Genomic DNA, 17,411 nt, shown 5'->3' with positions numbered 1-17,411 from the left:
GTGGCGTCGGTTTCTTTCTCAGAGAGTAGACAGCTGCGCGCTCGGTTGCACCCGATCGGCCGAAGTCGAGTCGATTCGATTGCGGGACAACGGCATTGAATCTCGACGAAGAAAGAATACGCCGAGTCCGAGCCCGATGATCAGCGCCAGTGCGTGGCCGGCAGCGGTGAACGAGGGATCGGTGATGGCTCCGGCGGCGACAACGGCGATCCACAATGCGCCCCACACTGCGCGCCACGGCATCGTCAGGTATCGAATCAAGGACCCCGCCACCGCAGCTGCGGCATAACTGACCCCGACGTCGACGGCTACGGCCAACGAGTCGGCAAACCAGTCGACGTGGATGCCGACGAACAACCCGACAGCCACCAGTGCCGTCGCGCCGATGTGCCCGGCGGAGAACGTGAGCAGAAACCGGCGCCACCCCGAGACCCACTCGGCGACGGCGAACAGGATGGCGACCGAGGCGAGCCACCACCAATCGGGCCGGCCTTCGGTGAGGAAGGCGCTGGTGACGAGCGTGGCGAGATGACCGTCCGTGAGATTATGCAGGTTGGTGCTCGCGGCGTGCAGCACATGCCAACGATCGTGCGGCCCGATCTGCCCGAGAGTGACGGTTCCTGCGGCTGTGAGCAGGCAGAACGCGAGAGTCACCCGCAGTCGTAGAACGACGGACAGGAGCCTGGACATACGAACGCTCCCTCCGAGGTCGTTACGCTTGCGTAATTGATAGCAAGTGTAGGCCTCGAAGGGAGCGCTGTAGCTGTGAGTTGGCTGCCGACTAGCTCAGCGTGGAGACGACCCAGTCGATGCTCTTGGTCAGTGCGGTGATGTCGTCCGGCTCGATGGCCGGGAACATACCGACACGCAGCTGGTTGCGGCCGAGCTTGCGGTACGGCTCGGTGTCGACGACGCCGTTGGCGCGCAGGATCTTCGCAACCTGGGCCGCGTCGACCTTCTCGTCGAAATCGATGGTTCCGACGACCTGGCTGCGGTGATCCGGGTTCGTCACGAACGGCGTTGCGAATTCACTGTTCTCGGCCCAGTCGTACAGGCGTGAGGACGAGTCCGCAGTCCGCTTCGTGGCCCAATCCAGGCCGCCCTTGCTGTTGAGCCACTCGATCTGGTCTGCGAAGAGCAGAAGCGTCGCCACTGCGGGGGTGTTGTAGGTCTGGTCCTTGCTGCTGTTGTCGACGGCGATCGGCAACGACAGGAAGTCCGGAACCCACCGGCCACTGGAGGCGATCTCGTCGACGCGGGCGAGAGCGGCCGGGCTCATCAGCGCGACCCACAGGCCGCCGTCGGCGGCGAAGCACTTCTGCGGAGCGAAGTAGTAGACGTCGGAATCGGCGACGTTCACCGGCAGTCCGCCGGCACCGGAGGTGGCGTCGATCGCGATGAGGGCGTTCTCCGAGCCGGCCGGACGGCTGACCGGGATGGCCACGCCCGTCGAGGTCTCGTTGTGGGCCCAACCGATGAGGTCCACGGACGGATCCGACGTGGGCTCGGGCGCGCTGCCGGGCTCGGCCTTGACGACGATCGGATCGCCGATGAACGGGTTGTTCTTGGCCACCGAGGCGAACTTCGAGCTGAACTCACCGTTGGTCAGGTGCAGCGACTTCTCCCGGATGAGGCCGAACGCAGCGGCATCCCAGAACGCGGTGGTACCACCGTTGCCGAGCACGACCTCGTAGCCCTCGGGGAGCGAGAACAGGTCTTTCAGACCACTGCGTACACGTCCGACGACGTCCTTGACGGGCTTCTGGCGGTGGCTGGTGCCGAACACGGACGCACCGACGTCGACCAGGGACTGCAGCTGCTCGGGGCGAACCTTGGACGGGCCGCAACCGAAGCGTCCGTCGGCGGGAAGAAGATCGGCGGGAATGATCGGCAAATCGGCCATGGAGTAGCGCGTCCTAGCGTCGATGGAATATGGCCTCCACAGGCTAGTCGGGTGTCCTGACACCGTCGACTACCGGATCAGCTCCCAGCCCTCGACGGAGTCGGGGGTGCGGGGTTCGGGGCCGGTGTAGAGGGCGGCGGGGCGCACCAACTTGCCCAGGCGTTTCTGCTCGAGAATGTGAGCGCACCAGCCGGCGGTGCGTCCGCAGGTGAACATCGCGGGCATCATGTGTGCCGGGACCTCGGCGAAGTCGAGGATCACGGCGGCCCAGAACTCGACGTTGGTCTCGATGGCACGATCGGGGCGGCGTTCGCGCAGTTCCGTCAACGCGGCCTGTTCGAGCGCGGCGGCAACCTCGTAGCGCGGAGCGTTCAGGCGCTTGGCGGTGGCGCGCAGGACGCGGGCTCGGGGGTCCTCGGCGCGGTAGACGCGGTGCCCGAAGCCCATGAGCTTTTCCTTGCGGTCGAGGATTCCGGTGATCAGCGCGCGGGCGTCGCCGGTCTTCTCGACTTCTTCGATCATGGGCAGTACGCGGGCCGGGGCGCCGCCGTGCAGTGGGCCGGACATCGCGCCGATGGCTCCGGAGAGGCATGCTGCGACGTCTGCTCCGGTGGAGGCGATGACGCGGGCGGTGAACGTCGATGCATTCATGCCGTGTTCGGCGGCGGACACCCAGTAGGCGTCGATGGCGGCGACGTGTGCGGGGTCGGGCTCGCCCTTCCAGCGGACCATGAAGCGTTCGGTCACGGTGGCTGCCTGATCGATGCGGCTCTGGGGCACAGCGGGCTGGTAGATCCCGCGAGCGGACTGCGCGACGTAGGACAGCGCCATCACCGAGGCGCGGGCCAGGTTGTCGCGGGCGGTGCTGTCGTCGATGTCGAGTACCGGCTGATATCCCCAGATGGGAGCGAGCATCGCCAGGCCTGCCTGGACGTCGACGCGGACGTCACCGGTGTGGATGGGCAGGGGGAACGGCTCGGCCGGTGGCAGGCCGCGGCCGAATTCCCCGTCGACCAACAGCGCCCACACATCGCCGAAGGTGACGCCCTGTGCAACCAGTTCCTCGATGTCGACTCCGCGGTAACGCAGTGCGCCGCCGTCCTTGTCGGGTTCGGCGATGTCGGAGGTGAAGGCGACCACACCTTCGAGACCGGGAACGAAATCTTCGGGAACGTGTTGAACAGCCATGGTCTGTGGACTCCCTCGTCGCGACTGCGCCCGGCTCTGCGCCGCATCCGGGCGTGCTTGCGGAAACCATAGCGAGCTTTTACGCGGGAGTAGCGTCTGGGTTCGTGTCTGCAGACGAACAGCGCCTGGCCACCATGCGAGTGGACTACGGCGAGCCCAAGGATCTCGACGTCGACGCCCTGAGCGACGGCTGGTTGCCACTGGCCCGGCAGTGGCTCTCGGACGCCGTTGCCGCGAATCTGCCCGAGCCCAACGCGATCGTGCTCGGCACGGTCGACGCTGCCGGTAGGCCCGCGACCCGCACCGTCCTGTGCAAGGACCTCGACGCCGAGGGCGTGGTGTTCTACACCAACTACGACTCGGACAAGGGCCGCGCGTTGGCGTCGACGCCGTACGCGTCCATCACCTTTCCGTGGATCGGCATCGCCCGTCAGCTCACCGTCCGCGGACCGGTCACCAGAGTCGACCGAGACACCACCGAGGCGTACTGGCGGACGCGACCGCGCGGCTCGCAGCTGGGTGCATGGGCGTCGGAGCAATCGCGAACCGTCGTGTCTCGCGACGCCCTCGCCGCGCAACTGGCCGAGGTCACCGCGACGTTCGACGGACGCGAGGTGCCGGTGCCGCCGAACTGGGGCGGCATCCGCGTCGAACCGGAGGTCGTCGAATTCTGGCAGGGTCGAACCAGCCGGATGCACAACAGAATTCGAGTGATGCCGGCGAGCGGTGTGATCGAGCGACTGCAACCGTGAGCGGGCTGCGCGGCATCCTGGCCGACACGACCCCGCTGAAGACTCCCGCATATCGCCGCCTGTGGCTGGCGAACATCGTCACCGTCATCGGCGCGCAGCTCTCGATCGTCGCTGTGCCGCAACAGGTTTATCAGATCACCCTGAGCTCGGCCTACGTCGGCTTGACGGGCGTGTTCGCTCTGGTGCCCCTCATCGTGTTCGGGCTGTGGGGCGGGGCCCTGGCCGACGTGATGGACCGCCGAACCTTGTTGATGATCACCACGTTCGGTCTGATCGGAACGTCGACACTGTTCTGGTTGCAGGCGTTCCTGGAACTGAACAACGTGTGGATCGTGTTGGTGCTGTTGGCAATTCAGCAGGCCTTTTTCGCCGTCAATCAGCCGACCCGCAGTGCGATACTGCCGCGAATCCTGCCCGCGGCGCAGCTGCCCGCCGCGAACTCTCTGAACATGACGGTGATGAACTTCGGTGCCATCGCCGGTCCGCTCAGTGCCGGCATCCTCATCTACTACATCGGGCTCGAAACTCTGTACCTGATCGACACCATCGCACTGTTCGCCACGCTGTGGGCGGTGATCAGGCTGCCGGGCATTCCGCCGGCCAAGTCCGGTCAACGCGCCGGATTGCGTTCGGTGTTCGAGGGTTTCGCGTATCTCGCGACCCAGAAGGTGCTGCTGGCGTCGTTCGTCGTCGACATCATCGCCATGGTGTTCGGAATGCCTCGGGCGCTGTTCCCGCAGATCGCCCACGACAGTTTCGGGGACCCGGCCTCGGGTGGGCCGGTGCTGGGCATGCTGTTCGCGGCGATGTCCGCGGGAGCGGTGCTCGGTGGAGTGTTCTCCGGTTGGCTACCGCGCGTGCGGCGTCAAGGTCTGGCGGTGTTGATCTGCATCGTCGTCTGGGGCGTGGCGATGATCGGATTCGGGCTCGCCGTCGGTGCGGCGACCGACGGAGCGACGACGGTTGCCCTGTGGTTCGCACTGGCGTTTCTGGCGCTCGGTGGTGGTGCCGACATGATCTCGGCGGCGTTCCGCAGCACGATGCTGCAGACGGTGGCGACCGACGAGATGCGCGGCCGACTGCAAGGCGTCTTCATCGTCGTCGTCGCGGGAGGGCCCCGGATCGGCGATGTTCTGCACGGCGCGGCAGCGGCCTCGGTGGGGACAGCCGCGGCCGCCGCAGGAGGTGGTGTGCTGGTGGTCATCGGTGTCTCGATCGCAGCCCTCGCGCTACCGGCATTCATTCGCTACCGAGTCGGCGCAATCGTCGGTAGCAAGACGGTGGACGACACCGTCGTGGACAATGGCTCGCATGGCTCCCACAGCTGAGGCGCAGACGTATTCGTTGACGAGCGGCAAGTATCGCGCCGACGTCGCTGCTGTCGGAGCGGGCCTGCGGGTCCTCGAATACGACGGCTCACCGCTCACCGAAACGTGGGAGGCGGGCACCAAGCCGCCGCTGTCGGCGGGACTGGTGTTGGCCCCGTGGCCCAATCGAACGGCCGACGGAACGTTCACGTTCGAAGGCGTCGAACATCGGTTGGAGATCACCGAACCGGCCCGCAACAACGCGAGCCACGGTTTCGTCCGACGGGTGGTGTGGACTCTCGACGAGCACACCGAGTCTCGCGTCGAGCAGAGCGTGGACATCGGTACGCACGAGGGTTGGCCGTTCTCGTTGCGATTGACGGTGGCACACGAGCTGTCCGACGACGGTCTGACGGTGACCGCGTCGGCGACCAACACGGGCGAATCGGCTGCGCCGTACGGAATGGGATTCCATACCTACGTGCGTGTGGGGGACGTACCCCTCGACGAATGCACGCTCGAACTGTCCGCGGGTACGCGGCTGCCGCTCGATCCGGTACGCAATCTGCCCGTAGGGCTTTCGGTGCCGACGGCCGATACCGAGTACGACTTTCGGCAGCCTCGGAACCTCGAGGGCGTGCAGCTCGACACTCCGTTCAGTGCCTCGGTGCCGGACGTAGACGGACGCGCGAAGCACACACTGCGTGGCCCCGACGGCACCGCGACGGTGCTGTGGACCGACAGCAACTTCGGGTGGGTGCAGGTGTTCACCGCCGATCCCGCCAACGATCAGGCGTACCCGGATCGGGGACGCGCGTTGGCGATCGAACCGATGACCTGCCCGCCCGACGCGTTGAATTCCGAGATGGATCTGATCGTGCTCGACCCGGGTCAGACCTGGTCCGGCAGCTGGGGAATGGAGTACGAGAAGTGACGATTCTGGTGTGCGGCGAAGCATTGGTGGATTTGGTGCCGGTGCACGAGGGGCCGCTGCTCTCACCGAAACTCGGCGGCGGGCCGTTCAACGTCGCCATCTCGATCGGTCGGTTGGGGTCGCCGGTTGCCTATCTCTCCCGCATCTCTCGCGACTCGTTCGGCGAGCAGATCCTGGCGAGTCTGCGCGATGCCGGTGTCGACATCTCGTGGGTGCAGCGCGGTGACGAGCCGACGACGTTGGCGATGACGACCCTCGCCGAGGACGGCAGCGCCGAGTACTCGTTCTACGCCGATGGCACGGCCGATCGACTCGTCGCCGATCCCGGTGATCTGCCCGACGAGATCAGCGTTCTGTCCTTCGGCACGTTGTCGTTGCTGTACGAGCCCGGCGCGTCGGTGTACGCCGAATTGCTGCATCGAGCTCGGGCCGCGGGCAAGCTGACGATGCTCGACCCCAACATTCGCCCGGCCGCCATCGACAGCACCAGCGGCGACATCACCGCCGACGGATTCCGCGATCGCTTTCGCTCGTGGTTGCCGAGCATCGACATTCTCAAGGTGTCCGAGGACGACTCGCACTGGCTGGGACTGGGCACCCAGGGCACCACCGTCGACGACTGGCTCGCCGCCGGGGTGACCGCGGTGGTGATGACCCGCGGCGGAGACGGAATCTCGGTGTTCACCGCGTCCGGGGAGACGACGGCCACGGGAGTGACAGCAGCCGAGGAGGTGTCGGTACCGGGCGTTGCCGTCGACGTCGTCGACACGATCGGCGCTGGTGACACTGTGCACGGCGCACTGTTGAGCTACCTGGAAAAAGAGACCATTATCACATCGAAAGCGGTACAGGAGATGACCGGGGAGGATTGGCGGCAAGCTCTTTCGTTCGCTGCCACGGCAGCCGCGATCACGGTTTCACGACCCGGTGCCGACCCTCCCTGGGCGTCCGAGGCACCGAGAGACTAGTTTCACTAGCGACGTTAGAACTGTCCGTTTTAAGTACGTGTCCGTTACACGAGTTCGAGAGGGACCATTCGTGCCCGCTGAGAATGATGCCAAAGCCACCCTCACCTACCCCGGTGGCGAATATTCCATGTCGATTGCCGAGGCCAGTGAAGGCAACAACGGTATCGAGCTGGGAAAGCTGCTGGCGACCACCGGCTACACGACGCTGGACGGCGGGTTCGTCAACACCGCGTCCACCAAGTCGGCCATCACGTACATCGACGGTGACGCGGGGATCCTGCGCTACCGCGGTTACCCGATCGAACAGCTTGCGGGCAAGTCGTCGTTCATCGAGGTCAGCTACCTGTTGATCTACGGGGAGCTGCCGTCCGAGGACGAGCTCGAGACGTTCACCGACCGCATCCGTCGCCACACGTTGCTGCACGAGGACCTCAAGCGTTTCTTCGACGGCTTCCCGCGCAACGCCCACCCGATGCCGGTGCTGTCGAGCGCGGTCAACGCACTGTCGGCGTACTACCAGGATTCGCTCGAGCCCAACGATCCCGAGCAGGTCGAGCTCTCCACGATCCGTCTGCTGGCCAAGCTGCCGACGATTGCGGCGTACGCCTACAAGAAGTCGGTCGGTCAGCCGTTCCTCTACCCGGACAACTCGAAGAGCCTGGTCGAGAACTTCCTGCGCATGACGTTCGGCTTCCCCGCCGAGCCGTACGAGGTCGATCCCGAGATCGTCAAGGCACTCGACATGCTGCTCATCCTGCACGCCGACCACGAGCAGAACTGCTCGACGTCGACGGTCCGCCTCGTCGGATCCTCGCAGGCCAACCTCTTCACCTCGATCTCCGGCGGCATCAACGCACTGTGGGGCCCGCTGCACGGCGGTGCCAACCAGGCCGTGCTCGAGATGCTCGACAAGATCAAGGCCGAGGGCGGCGACGCCACCGACTTCCTGCGTCGAGTGAAGAACAAGGAAGACGGCGTCAAGCTCATGGGCTTCGGACACCGGGTGTACAAGAACTTCGATCCGCGCGCGACGCTGGTCAAGGAAACCGCACACACGATCCTGGGCAAGCTGGGCAACGGCGACGAACTGCTCGAGATCGCCCTCAAGCTCGAAGAGACCGCACTCACCGACGACTACTTCGTCGAGCGCAAGCTGTACCCCAACGTCGACTTCTACACCGGCCTGATCTACCGCGCGATGGGCTTCCCGCCGCGCATGTTCACGGTGCTGTTCGCGATGGGTCGTCTCCCGGGCTGGATCGCGCACTGGCGCGAGCAGAACGAGGACACCACCGGCAAGATCGGCCGTCCGCGCCAGATCTACACCGGCTACACCGAGCGCGACTACCAGGACGTCAGCTCCCGCTAGCTCTTGCTGCACGACAACGCCGCCGGCTCCCCTCGGGAGTCGGCGGCGTTGTCGTTTACGGCCTGCGTATCCCGCCGAGTTCGCAGTTACGCAGGTGATATGGCCACTCTTGGCTGCACAACTGCGATCTCGCTGCGTGACGGGCGCGTTCGCGCGCCGAGTTCGAAGTTATGGACGAGATTCGGCCGGAATTCGTCCCTAACTTCGAGATCGCGGCGCACTCAGGCGTCGAAGTGCCTGCGGTTCTTCAGCACTGGCAGGTTCTTGCGCACGGCGTCGACCAGCTCGGTATGAATGTCGATCGTCAGCATTCCGGGTGTTGCGTCGAGTTGGCCGAGGATCTCGCCGGTGGGGGAGCAGACGATGCTGTGGCCGACGCCCAGCGGGGCATTGCCTTCGGCGGCAGCAGGTTCGGCTTGATCGCAGGCCGCGATGAACGTGGTCGAATCCAGGGCGCGTGCGCGGGCGAGCAGGGTCCACTGCTCCACTTTGCCGTCGCCCGATCCCCACGACGCCGGAACCACGACGAGTTCGGCACCGAGGTCCCCGAGTTTCTGGAACAGGGCAGGGAAGCGAATGTCGTAGCAGGTCGCGAAGCCGACGCGGACTCCCGCGATGTCGAGCACGAGCGGGTCGGAACCCGGTGCGACGGTATCGGATTCGGCGAATCCGAACGCGTCGAACAGATGAATCTTGTCGTAGCTCGCCTCGACGCCCGGGCCGGTGACGAGCAGTGTGTTGGTCACTCTGTCGTCGGGCGCGGGAGTGAACATTCCGGCGACGACGGTGATGCCGGCGTCGGACGCGATCCGACAAACGGTCTGTGCCCATTCGCCGTCCAGTGGCTGCGCGAACTTTCGGATGGGTCCGCCGAAGCAGCGCATCATCGCCTCCGGGAACACGACGAGGTCCGAGCCTGCGTGCGCCGCGGCGCGGGTGTGGGTCTCGATGAGTTCGAGGTTCTCGGTGGGGTTTTCGCCACTGGTGATCTGGGCCAGGCTGATGCGGATAGTCGAGCTCACGGTGTGACTCCTGGTTTCGTCGGGGGAAGACAGGTATACATATCGTATGCAACCACTGTCGGGGAGGGACAAGGCGTACCAGTTCGTCCGTGATCAGGTGTTGTCGTCACCGGCCGCCACCGGCACTTTTCTGAACGAACAGGAACTTGCGACTCGAATCGGCGTATCGCGCACGCCGGTGCGTGAGGCGTTGCTGATGCTGCAGTCCGAGGGTCTGGTCGAGATGGTGCCCAAGCGCGGTGCCCATGTGCCGGCGATGTCCGGACGGCAGATCGCCGAATTGATGGATCTGCGTGGCGTTCTGGAACGGCACGCGGCGTCGCGGGCGTTGCGTGCCGGTGACGCTCCGATCGCGGCGATGCAGCATGCGTTGCATCAGCAGGAGCTGCTGATGAACTCCGACAGCACCGACGCTCCCAAGGAATTCATCGACTGGGACGGGACGTTCCATCAGAGTTTGATCGATTCGGCGGGCAGTGATCTGCTCTCGCGCACGTATGCCGGTTTGCGGGCGCGTCAGCTCCGAGTGGGCTTGAGTGCGTTGTTCACCGCCGCCAACCGGCAACACCGAGTGTGCGCCGAGCACCAGGCCATCATCGACGCACTGAGTGCCGGCGACGAGGGCCTGGTGCACGAGAAGATCGACGCTCACCTCGAGGTCACGCTTCAGACTCTGTTGCGCGCGTAGCGTTTTCGTGCTGCTGGCCCAGCAGCACGTAGTGCTCGTCCTCGGTGGGGTCCGGGTTGCGTCCGAGGGCGAGGCCGACGAGTGTCACGGGACCGACGACGACGATGTACCCGGCGATCGGCACCCAGCTGTCCGTCTTGTCCAACAGGTAGACGAAGATCAGCGGGGCCATCGCACCACCGAAGACACCGGCGATCGTGTACGCCAACGAGCTGCCGGTGGAGCGCAATCGAACGCTGAACTGCTCGGTGACGAATGCTGCCTGTGGCCCGTACATGAACGAGTGGAACGCCAGGCCCACCACCACACCCAGGATCAGCAGTGGTAGCGATCCTCCGCCGATGACGAGGAAGAAGATCGCACTCCACGCGACACCGCCCACGGCTGCGACGCCGTAGACGAGGCGTCGGTTGATGCGATCGGACACCGCTCCGGCGAGCGGGATCAGGCCGAGTTGGCATGCCGACCCGATCAGAATGGCGGTCAGTACCTCACTGCGCTCGAAGCCCAACTTCTGTGTGCCGTAAGTGATGGAGAAGACGGTGAACAGCGCGTAGATGACGTCCGGCGCGACACGAGACATGATGCCAGCCACCAGGGGTCGCAGTTCGGTCTTGAACACTTCGCTGATCGGTGCCTCGGAACGTTCGCCGCTTTCCTGCAGCGCCTTGAACACCGGGGTGTCCTCGAGCTTCAACCGGATCCACAGACCGAATCCGACGAGTACCGCGGAGAAAAGGAACGCCACGCGCCATCCCCAGGACTCGAACTGCTGGTCGGTCAATGTCAGCGTCAGAACAGCGAGTGCACCGTTGGCGAGCAGGTTGCCTGCGGGTGGTCCGATCTGTGCTGCCGAGGACCAGAATCCGCGTTTGCGTGGATCGCCGTATTCGCTCGACAGGAGAACGGCTCCGCCCCATTCGCCGCCGACGGCAACGCCCTGACAGAAGCGCATCGTGACGAGAATGATCGGTGCCGCGATGCCGATGGAGTCGTATCCGGGGATCAGACCGATGGCGAAGGTCGTGACACCGATCAACATCAGGGTGATGACGAGGAGCTGTTTTCGTCCGATGACGTCGCCGAGCCGTCCGAAGACGAACCCTCCGACCGGACGGGCGACGTACCCGACGGCGTATGTCGAGAAAGCCAGCAGAGTCCCGGTCAGTGGGTCACTGTCCGGGAAGAAGACCAGCGGAAACACCAGAGCTGCGGCGGCCGAGTAGACCGCGAAGTCGTACCACTCCAATGCCGTTCCGGTGAGGCTGGCCGCAAAGGCCTTGGCCAGGCCTTTTCTATCTACCGAAACAGGTTCGGTCATGACGACTCCTTCGTGTGCCTGGGATCACTCTATCCGTTGTACGTGCTCCATACTTGCTGTATACAAGACGTATGCGCAAGCCTTTGGGCGCATCGGAAACAGAAAATTTACGAGGAGAGGGTCCTTACTGATGCTCACATTCACGCTGCCCAACGGCACCTCCGAATCGGTCGAGGTGAACGCGTTGCTCAACGCCGGGTACGCCGGACGCAACCAGGAGGAGGTGGCGTCGCACATCGCGGAGCTGGCCGAACTGGGCGTTCCGGCTCCGACGGTGACCCCGGCGCTGTATCCCATTTCGCCGTACCTGGCGCAGCAGACGGACGCCGTTGCCGTCCAGCACGGCCGTACGTCGGGCGAGGCCGAGTGGGCGCTGGTGATCCTGGGCGACACCATCGACGACGTGCTACTGACGGTCGCCTGCGATCACACCGACCGTGACCTGGAGGTGCACAGTGTCGCATGGAGCAAGAACGCGGCACCCGATGTGCTCGGCACCGGCGCGTGGCGTCTGTCGGAGGTCGCCGATCGGCTGGACGAGATCACCTTGACCGCGTGGGCGGACGGCGTCGCAATTCAGACCGGCACACTCGGTGATCTTCTCGCTCCGCACTACTGGCTCGACGTGCTCGCCGGCCGTGGACTGTTCACCCGTGGAACCGTGTTGATCTCCGGCACCATCTCGATGCACCCCGGTGTGAACCAGTTCGCCGACACCTGGAAGGTCGAGATGGCCGACCCCGCAACCGGCAATACGCTGACCTGCGAATACAAGACGATGTTGATGCCAGCTCCGATCGGCTGACCGTGACGACGTAAAATCGGTGCCGACCATGCCCAGAACACCGCAGTCGGCGTCGGCGGGCCGGCACAACCGCAGGAGACTTCAGTGACGAAGCCAGTGATCGAATTTCAAGCCGGACCGGCACCGTTGGATCTGGTGACGGTCGACCTCGTCGAAGGTGACGGCGCAGAGGCAGTACCGGGCGGAAACGTAGAGGTGCACTACGTCGGCGTCGAGTTCGACACCGGCGAGGAGTTCGACTCGTCCTGGAACCGCGGCGAGTCCATCCAGTTCCCGCTCCGAGGCCTCATTCAGGGCTGGCAGGACGGCATCCCCGGGATGAAGGTCGGCGGACGCCGCCAGCTCACCATCCCGCCGGAGCTCGCATACGGCCCCGCCGGCGCAGGTCACCGTCTGTCCGGCAAGACGCTCGTCTTCGTCATCGATCTGCTCGACGTCAAGTAGCAGATCTCTCGTCAGCGGTCCTGTAGCTCGAGCACCAATCGGGCACCCCCGAGGGGGCTGTCTGCCAGATATGCGCGGCCACCGTGCAATTCGGCCTGCTGGGCCACCAGCGCGAGACCGAGGCCGGAGCCGCCCTTCGCGGCTCCGGCTCCACGCTCGAAGCGTCCGAACACCGACTCGCGTTCGTCCACCGGAACGCCGGATCCGTTGTCGTCGATCAGGATTCGGACCAGCGCGTCCGCGCGCTCGACGCGAATGACGACGGTGCTCGCCCCGCCGTGCCGGACGGCGTTGCCGATCGCGTTGTCCACCGCGAGTCGAACTCCGGTGGGGAGTGCGCGAATCGTGATCTCGCACTCCGGTTCCGACTCCACCCGAACGTCCAGACCCGGGTGCTGACGCTGCGCGTCCTGCGCGGCGACGTCGCAGATGTCGATGATGTCGGTCTCGACCCGGTCGCCCTCGCTGGACAATTCACCCGATGCCAATCGTTCGAGCGCGGTCAGGGTCGTCTCGACTCGGCCCTGAGTGCGTTCGAGGTCGGTCAGGATTTCCTGTTGCTGCGCGCGCTCGAGATCGAGGGTGCGCAACACTTCGATGTCGGTACGCATCGCAGTCAACGGGGTGCGCAGCTCGTGGGCCGACACGGCCGCGAAATCGCGCGCCGTGTCCAGGGCGGCATTTGTGCGTTCCTGTGCCTCGTTCAGTCGGGTGAGCATGCCCCCGATCGCGACCGCGAGCTCGTCGGCCTCGGTGACTCCGGTTCGGGTCTGCGGCGCCGACGGAGGCTGAGCGCTGACCTGCCGCGTCAGCGTCACCAGCGGTCTGACGGCACGTCCTCCGAACAGCCAACCCAGGCCCGTCGACACGGCGACCGCAGCCAGCCCCAGCAGGATCACCTGTCTCTGTTGCTCGTCGGTCACCTGCTGCGCCTCGATGGCCGGGACACCGATGGAGATGGACACGGACGAGACCACGGTCGAGGTCGCGGTGTAGACCCGAAACCGCTGACCGTCCACATCCACTGTCTGAGAACCGGTGTCGAGGGCGGGCAACCGCGTAGGAGTCGAGGCGACGACGATGTCTCCGCTGCGAATGGTGACAGCGAACGCTCCGGACAGCTGATCGATGAAGGCTTCCAGCGTCGACGAGTTCGGGACCAGCACCTGCGATGCCGTCGTCAGACGCTCGTCGAGCTGGTTGACGTTGTTGCGGGAAATGGCCACCGACGTCACCACGGCCAGGGCCGCCACGACGAGGGTGGCACCGAGGGCGGTCGCCGCCGCGACCCTGGCGCGAAGTGAGAAACTCATACCGACTCCCGCACGACGAAGCCCACACCGCGGACGGTGTGCAGGATGCGCGGCGAGCCGTCGCTCTCGAGTTTGCGGCGTAGATAGCCGACGAACACGTCGACGACGTTGGTGTCGGCGACGAAGTCGTATCCCCAGACCAATTCGAGGAGTCGCTCGCGCGTCAGTACGACGCCCTTGTTGCGCGCAAGAATGGCCAGCAACTCGAACTCGCGCTTCGTGAGATCGATGTCGACGCCGCCGCGGTGCACTCGGTACCCCGCGATATCGACAACCAGAGTTCCCACGGCGACAGCCGAATTGGGGATACCGGGATCGGCCGCGGGAATGACCGGACTGGTGCCGCGCCGTCGGAGCATGGCTCGGATGCGGGCAACCAGCTCGGCGAGCACGAACGGTTTGGTGAGGTAGTCGTCGGCACCGGATTCGAGACCGGCGATGCGATCGTCCACGGAGCTGCGGGCACTGAGAACACAGATCGGAATGTCGTTCCCCATGGCGCGCAACGCAGTCACGACGCTTGCGCCGTCGAGCACCGGCATGTTGATGTCGAGCACGATCGCATCGGGCGAGGTGCGCGACACGACGCCGAGCGCCTCGGCCCCGTCCGACGCCGTGATGACCGTGAAGCCGGACAGGCGCAGGCCGCGCTGCAGCGACGACAACACATCGGTGTCATCGTCGACGACGAGGACGGTGGCGGGGGTGCTCGGCGATTCGGTCACCTCCCAATGCTAGGCAACCCAGCTGTCTACGGTGGTACGCCGCTCCTCGGGCGTCTTGGCGAAGAATTCCTCGAGGGCCGTGCGGCGATCGACGTCGGCGTCGAGGGTCCAGGCGAGGGCGGGTGCCTTGGCATAGAGCTGCTCGTAGTACTTCTCGAACGTGCAGGTGCTCTCGACGAGGGAGAGGGCACCGGGGAAGGGGCGGATGTTCGTCATGATGTTCTCTCCTCTGCTCGCGGCTGATCGGCGTATTTCCCAAGGTAGGGGGCGATGTTGCGGCGTCGGTGAGCATGGATTGGCGATTCTCTGAGAATCCCCGAAACAGCGATGGGGGTTGCTCGTAGCCGGGTTGGGTAAGACTGACGGCATGTCGCTCGTTTGGTTTCGCCGTGATCTCCGACTGGGGGATCTGCCCACCCTCACCGCCGCTGCCGAGTCCGGGGATCCGGTACTGGGGCTCTTCGTACTGGACGACCGATTGCTCAAGCCCTCCGGCGGTCCGCGCAAGGACTTCCTGTTCCGGTCGCTCGAGGCACTGAACGAGCAGCTCGACGGCAGGCTGATGGTGGTACACGGTGACCCCGAGACGGTGGTGCCGAAGGTGGCGAAGGCGATCGACGCCGACGAGGTCCACATCAGCGCTGATTACGGTCCGTACGGCCGGGAGCGGGACCAGCGCGTCGGCGAGAAGGTGACGCTGGTCGAGACCGGGTCGCCGTATGCCGTTGCGCCCGGACGGATCACCAAGAACGACGGTGAGCCGTACAAGGTGTTCACTCCCTATTCGCGTCAGTGGATGGAGCACGGGTGGCGCGGACCGGCCGATACGTCCGCGAAAACCGTGACGTGGATCGACCCCGACGACGTGAAAGGCGTGAAGAGGGCGAAAGTTCCGAGCGAGAAGGAGACCTCCGACGCCGATGCAGGGGAGAAGGCCGCACTGGCGCAGTGGAAAGACTTTCTCGACGACGTCTCGAAGTACGACGACGAACGCAACCGCCCCGACCTCGATTCGACGAGCCGGATGTCGGTGCATCTGAAGTACGGCACCATTCATCCGCGAACCATGCTGGCCGACCTGGGCAAGCTCCGCAACGAGGGTGCTGCCGCGTATCGGCGGCAGATCTGCTGGCGAGACTTCTACGCCGACATCCTGTTTCAGCGCCCCGACAGTGCGCGCGAGAACTACGTCAAGAAGTTCGACAAGATCGAACTGGACCTGGGCAAGCACGCCGATGAGCTGTTCGAGGCCTGGTGTAAGGGCGAAACCGGTTTCCCGATCGTCGATGCCGGTATGCGGCAATTGAACTCGGAGAAGTGGATGCACAACCGGGTGCGGATGATCGTTGCGTCGTTCCTCGTCAAGGACCTGCACCTGCCGTGGTGGCGAGGTGCCCGCTATTTCATGCAGCATCTCGTCGACGGGGATCTGGCCAACAACCAGCACGGTTGGCAGTGGACCGCGGGCACCGGTACCGACGCCTCGCCGTACTTTCGGGTGTTCAACCCGATCACCCAAGGTGAGAAATTCGATCCGACGGGCGATTACGTCCGGCGCTGGGTGCCGGAGCTACGCGGTGAGGAGGGAAAAGCCGTGCACACGTTGAAGTTCGGCCGACCCAAGGAGTACGTGGATCCGATCGTCGACCACAAGCACGAGCGTGAGGTTGCTATTGCTCGGTTCAAGGCGCTGTAACGGCTGCTATTTCCTGCGGGACAATCCGACCCCGACGAGGCAGATGACACCGCCGACGACGGCGAGAATGTGCGGTATCTCGCCGAGCAACAACCAGGCCAGAGTGATGGTGATCGGCGGCACCGCATACGTGGTGATGCCGAGCTTGCCTGCGTTCATTCTCGTCAACGCGTAGGCCCAGGTGCTGAACGCCAGCGCGGTGGGAACCAGGCCGAGGTAGACCAATCCGCCGGTGGCTCCGGCCGAGGCGGTGGACAGGTCGTCGAGCAGAGCAGGCGCGAACGGGAGTGTGCAGACCGCGCCGATGGTGCAGGCCATCCAGGTGACCTGCAGGCCGGGGACCGTGCGCAGTACCGGCTTCTGGCTGAGTACTCCGATCGCATAGGTCACTGCGGATACGAGACACAGTGCGATGCCGAGGAAGTCGGCGTCCGTCCTGGTGGTCGAGGTGGTGGTGACGGCGGTGACGACGCCGACCATGACAGCACCGGCGAACGCGATACCGGCACCGATCACCAACCACTTCGGAAAGCCCTCGCCCAGAAGCAGACCGGCGAACAGGGCCACCAGGATAGGGCCGATCTGAATGATCATCGACGTCGTTCCGGCGTCTACACGTTGCTCGGCGGCGTTGAGGGCGACGTTGTAAACGCCGAACCAGAACACGCCGACGCTGGCGATCTGTAACCACTGCGTGCGGTTCGGCTTGACCCACTGTCTCCTGATCAACACGATCACGCCGAGTGCGCACGATCCGATGAGGTGCCGGCCCAGAGCGAGTGGGCCGGCACCGAACGATTCACCGACGCCGCGGATGGCGACGAAGGCCGAGGCCCACGAGATCACCGTGACGGTGACCGCACCGAGGGCGAGCCAGTCGACGGCGGGGCGGGTGTCGAGATCTGTCATGCCGAGGACGCTATCGTGCGGGAGTGCCCCATGGCGCGCGGGTTTCGGCCATGGTTGCGCCTGTTTC

18 protein-coding genes are annotated in these 17,411 nt (G+C 65.0%); 9 read left to right on the top strand and 9 right to left on the bottom strand.

The features are described from left to right. Window positions 1-18: 18 nt before the first annotated feature. The 3 genes from J2X62_RS03395 to J2X62_RS03385 form a co-directional block, all read right to left on the bottom strand. On the bottom strand, window positions 19-690 hold the full coding sequence (locus tag J2X62_RS03395) for a rhomboid-like protein (protein ID WP_032372952.1): 672 nt from the start codon (window positions 688-690) through the stop codon (window positions 19-21). A gap of 91 nt (window positions 691-781) precedes the next feature. Further along, window positions 782-1,903, bottom strand: a complete 1,122-nt coding sequence (serC, locus tag J2X62_RS03390; protein WP_027495920.1) for a phosphoserine transaminase — start codon at window positions 1,901-1,903, stop codon at window positions 782-784. Between the two features lie 69 nt (window positions 1,904-1,972). Further along, window positions 1,973-3,091 (bottom strand): citrate synthase 2, encoded by a 1,119-nt coding sequence (locus tag J2X62_RS03385; RefSeq protein ID WP_032365892.1) that lies wholly within the window; start codon window positions 3,089-3,091, stop codon window positions 1,973-1,975. A 134-nt stretch (window positions 3,092-3,225) separates the two neighbouring features. Here J2X62_RS03385 and pdxH point away from each other — a divergent pair, with 134 nt between their 5' ends. The 5 genes from pdxH to J2X62_RS03360 all read left to right on the top strand — a co-directional run bounded on the left by pdxH (window position 3,226) and on the right by J2X62_RS03360 (window position 8,421). After that, window positions 3,226-3,843: a pyridoxamine 5'-phosphate oxidase gene (gene pdxH / locus J2X62_RS03380; protein WP_141214505.1), complete on the top strand. Its 618-nt coding sequence runs from the start codon at window positions 3,226-3,228 to the stop codon at window positions 3,841-3,843. Window positions 3,844-3,848: 5 nt separating this feature from the next. After that, window positions 3,849-5,171 carry an MFS transporter gene (locus J2X62_RS03375; protein ID WP_176457028.1) on the top strand — a complete coding sequence of 441 codons (1,323 nt, stop codon included), beginning with the start codon at window positions 3,849-3,851 and terminating at the stop codon, window positions 5,169-5,171. Next, entirely contained in the window at window positions 5,155-6,084 is a 930-nt protein-coding gene (locus tag J2X62_RS03370; protein ID WP_310177524.1) for an aldose 1-epimerase family protein, read from the top strand. The genes J2X62_RS03375 and J2X62_RS03370 overlap by 17 nt, the downstream gene beginning before the upstream one ends. Further along, window positions 6,081-7,052, top strand: coding sequence for a carbohydrate kinase (locus J2X62_RS03365; RefSeq protein WP_027495924.1), 972 nt, complete (start codon window positions 6,081-6,083; stop codon window positions 7,050-7,052). The genes J2X62_RS03370 and J2X62_RS03365 overlap by 4 nt, the downstream gene beginning before the upstream one ends. 70 nt (window positions 7,053-7,122) lie before the next feature. Beyond that, entirely contained in the window at window positions 7,123-8,421 is a 1,299-nt protein-coding gene (locus J2X62_RS03360; RefSeq protein WP_027495925.1) for a citrate synthase, read from the top strand. A 221-nt stretch (window positions 8,422-8,642) separates the two neighbouring features. On the opposite strand, the gene J2X62_RS03355 is transcribed toward J2X62_RS03360, so the two are convergent. Further along, window positions 8,643-9,443: a carbon-nitrogen hydrolase family protein gene (locus tag J2X62_RS03355; protein WP_230074177.1), complete on the bottom strand. Its 801-nt coding sequence runs from the start codon at window positions 9,441-9,443 to the stop codon at window positions 8,643-8,645. 46 nt (window positions 9,444-9,489) lie between these two features. On the opposite strand from J2X62_RS03355, the gene J2X62_RS03350 reads away from it, so the two are divergent. Further along, window positions 9,490-10,131: a GntR family transcriptional regulator gene (locus J2X62_RS03350; RefSeq protein ID WP_032365894.1), complete on the top strand. Its 642-nt coding sequence runs from the start codon at window positions 9,490-9,492 to the stop codon at window positions 10,129-10,131. Here J2X62_RS03350 and J2X62_RS03345 read toward each other — a convergent pair. Further along, on the bottom strand, window positions 10,103-11,452 hold the full coding sequence (locus J2X62_RS03345) for an MFS transporter (protein WP_310177514.1): 1,350 nt from the start codon (window positions 11,450-11,452) through the stop codon (window positions 10,103-10,105). The genes J2X62_RS03350 and J2X62_RS03345 overlap by 29 nt on opposite strands. Window positions 11,453-11,582: 130 nt before the next feature. On the opposite strand from J2X62_RS03345, the gene J2X62_RS03340 reads away from it, so the two are divergent. Beyond that, entirely contained in the window at window positions 11,583-12,257 is a 675-nt protein-coding gene (locus J2X62_RS03340; protein WP_283548519.1) for a DUF2848 domain-containing protein, read from the top strand. Window positions 12,258-12,341: 84 nt separating this feature from the next. Continuing rightward, on the top strand, window positions 12,342-12,701 hold the full coding sequence (locus tag J2X62_RS03335) for an FKBP-type peptidyl-prolyl cis-trans isomerase (RefSeq protein ID WP_027495932.1): 360 nt from the start codon (window positions 12,342-12,344) through the stop codon (window positions 12,699-12,701). 11 nt (window positions 12,702-12,712) lie between these two features. Here J2X62_RS03335 and J2X62_RS03330 read toward each other — a convergent pair whose 3' ends face one another. From J2X62_RS03330 to J2X62_RS03320, 3 genes are read right to left on the bottom strand one after another with little or no spacing between them, the layout of a single operon-like run. After that, the gene (locus J2X62_RS03330; RefSeq protein ID WP_027495933.1) at window positions 12,713-14,014 is read right to left on the bottom strand and encodes a sensor histidine kinase KdpD; all 1,302 of its coding nucleotides are present in this window, start codon (window positions 14,012-14,014) and stop codon (window positions 12,713-12,715) included. Continuing rightward, window positions 14,011-14,739 (bottom strand): response regulator transcription factor, encoded by a 729-nt coding sequence (locus tag J2X62_RS03325; protein ID WP_094644462.1) that lies wholly within the window; start codon window positions 14,737-14,739, stop codon window positions 14,011-14,013. Before J2X62_RS03325 ends, J2X62_RS03330 begins: the two co-directional genes overlap by 4 nt. A 9-nt stretch (window positions 14,740-14,748) precedes the next feature. Then, window positions 14,749-14,955 (bottom strand): hypothetical protein, encoded by a 207-nt coding sequence (locus J2X62_RS03320; protein WP_032365896.1) that lies wholly within the window; start codon window positions 14,953-14,955, stop codon window positions 14,749-14,751. 151 nt (window positions 14,956-15,106) lie between these two features. Here J2X62_RS03320 and J2X62_RS03315 point away from each other — a divergent pair, with 151 nt between their 5' ends. Next, a complete protein-coding gene (locus J2X62_RS03315; protein WP_222073513.1) occupies window positions 15,107-16,435 on the top strand; it encodes a deoxyribodipyrimidine photo-lyase in 1,329 nt (442 codons plus the stop codon). A gap of 6 nt (window positions 16,436-16,441) precedes the next feature. Here the strand turns inward: J2X62_RS03315 and J2X62_RS03310 are convergent, their stop codons facing one another. After that, window positions 16,442-17,344, bottom strand: coding sequence for a DMT family transporter (locus J2X62_RS03310; protein WP_310177499.1), 903 nt, complete (start codon window positions 17,342-17,344; stop codon window positions 16,442-16,444). Window positions 17,345-17,411 lie beyond the last annotated feature (67 nt).

Source organism: Rhodococcus sp. 3258 (genome assembly GCF_031456475.1).
Lineage (GTDB): Bacteria > Actinomycetota > Actinomycetes > Mycobacteriales > Mycobacteriaceae > Rhodococcoides > Rhodococcoides fascians.
The sequence above is the reverse complement of the archived record's forward strand: the minus strand, read 5'-3'. Positions and strand labels throughout refer to the sequence as shown.

What these genes read in the sequence shown, in the direction of transcription:
- J2X62_RS03350 (WP_032365894.1), top strand. Translation starts at nt 9,490, where the DNA reads ATGCAACCACTGTCGGGGAGGGACAAGGCGTACCAGTTCGTCCGTGAT.
- J2X62_RS03340 (WP_283548519.1), top strand. Translation starts at nt 11,583, where the DNA reads ATGCTCACATTCACGCTGCCCAACGGCACCTCCGAATCGGTCGAGGTG.
- J2X62_RS03315 (WP_222073513.1), top strand. Translation starts at nt 15,107, where the DNA reads ATGTCGCTCGTTTGGTTTCGCCGTGATCTCCGACTGGGGGATCTGCCC.
- J2X62_RS03395 (WP_032372952.1), bottom strand. Translation starts at nt 690, where the DNA reads ATGTCCAGGCTCCTGTCCGTCGTTCTACGACTGCGGGTGACTCTCGCG.
- J2X62_RS03345 (WP_310177514.1), bottom strand. Translation starts at nt 11,452, where the DNA reads ATGACCGAACCTGTTTCGGTAGATAGAAAAGGCCTGGCCAAGGCCTTT.
- pdxH (WP_141214505.1), top strand. Translation starts at nt 3,226, where the DNA reads ATGCGAGTGGACTACGGCGAGCCCAAGGATCTCGACGTCGACGCCCTG.
- J2X62_RS03310 (WP_310177499.1), bottom strand. Translation starts at nt 17,344, where the DNA reads ATGACAGATCTCGACACCCGCCCCGCCGTCGACTGGCTCGCCCTCGGT.
- J2X62_RS03330 (WP_027495933.1), bottom strand. Translation starts at nt 14,014, where the DNA reads ATGAGTTTCTCACTTCGCGCCAGGGTCGCGGCGGCGACCGCCCTCGGT.
- serC (WP_027495920.1), bottom strand. Translation starts at nt 1,903, where the DNA reads ATGGCCGATTTGCCGATCATTCCCGCCGATCTTCTTCCCGCCGACGGA.
- J2X62_RS03370 (WP_310177524.1), top strand. Translation starts at nt 5,155, where the DNA reads ATGGCTCCCACAGCTGAGGCGCAGACGTATTCGTTGACGAGCGGCAAG.
- J2X62_RS03385 (WP_032365892.1), bottom strand. Translation starts at nt 3,091, where the DNA reads ATGGCTGTTCAACACGTTCCCGAAGATTTCGTTCCCGGTCTCGAAGGT.
- J2X62_RS03320 (WP_032365896.1), bottom strand. Translation starts at nt 14,955, where the DNA reads ATGACGAACATCCGCCCCTTCCCCGGTGCCCTCTCCCTCGTCGAGAGC.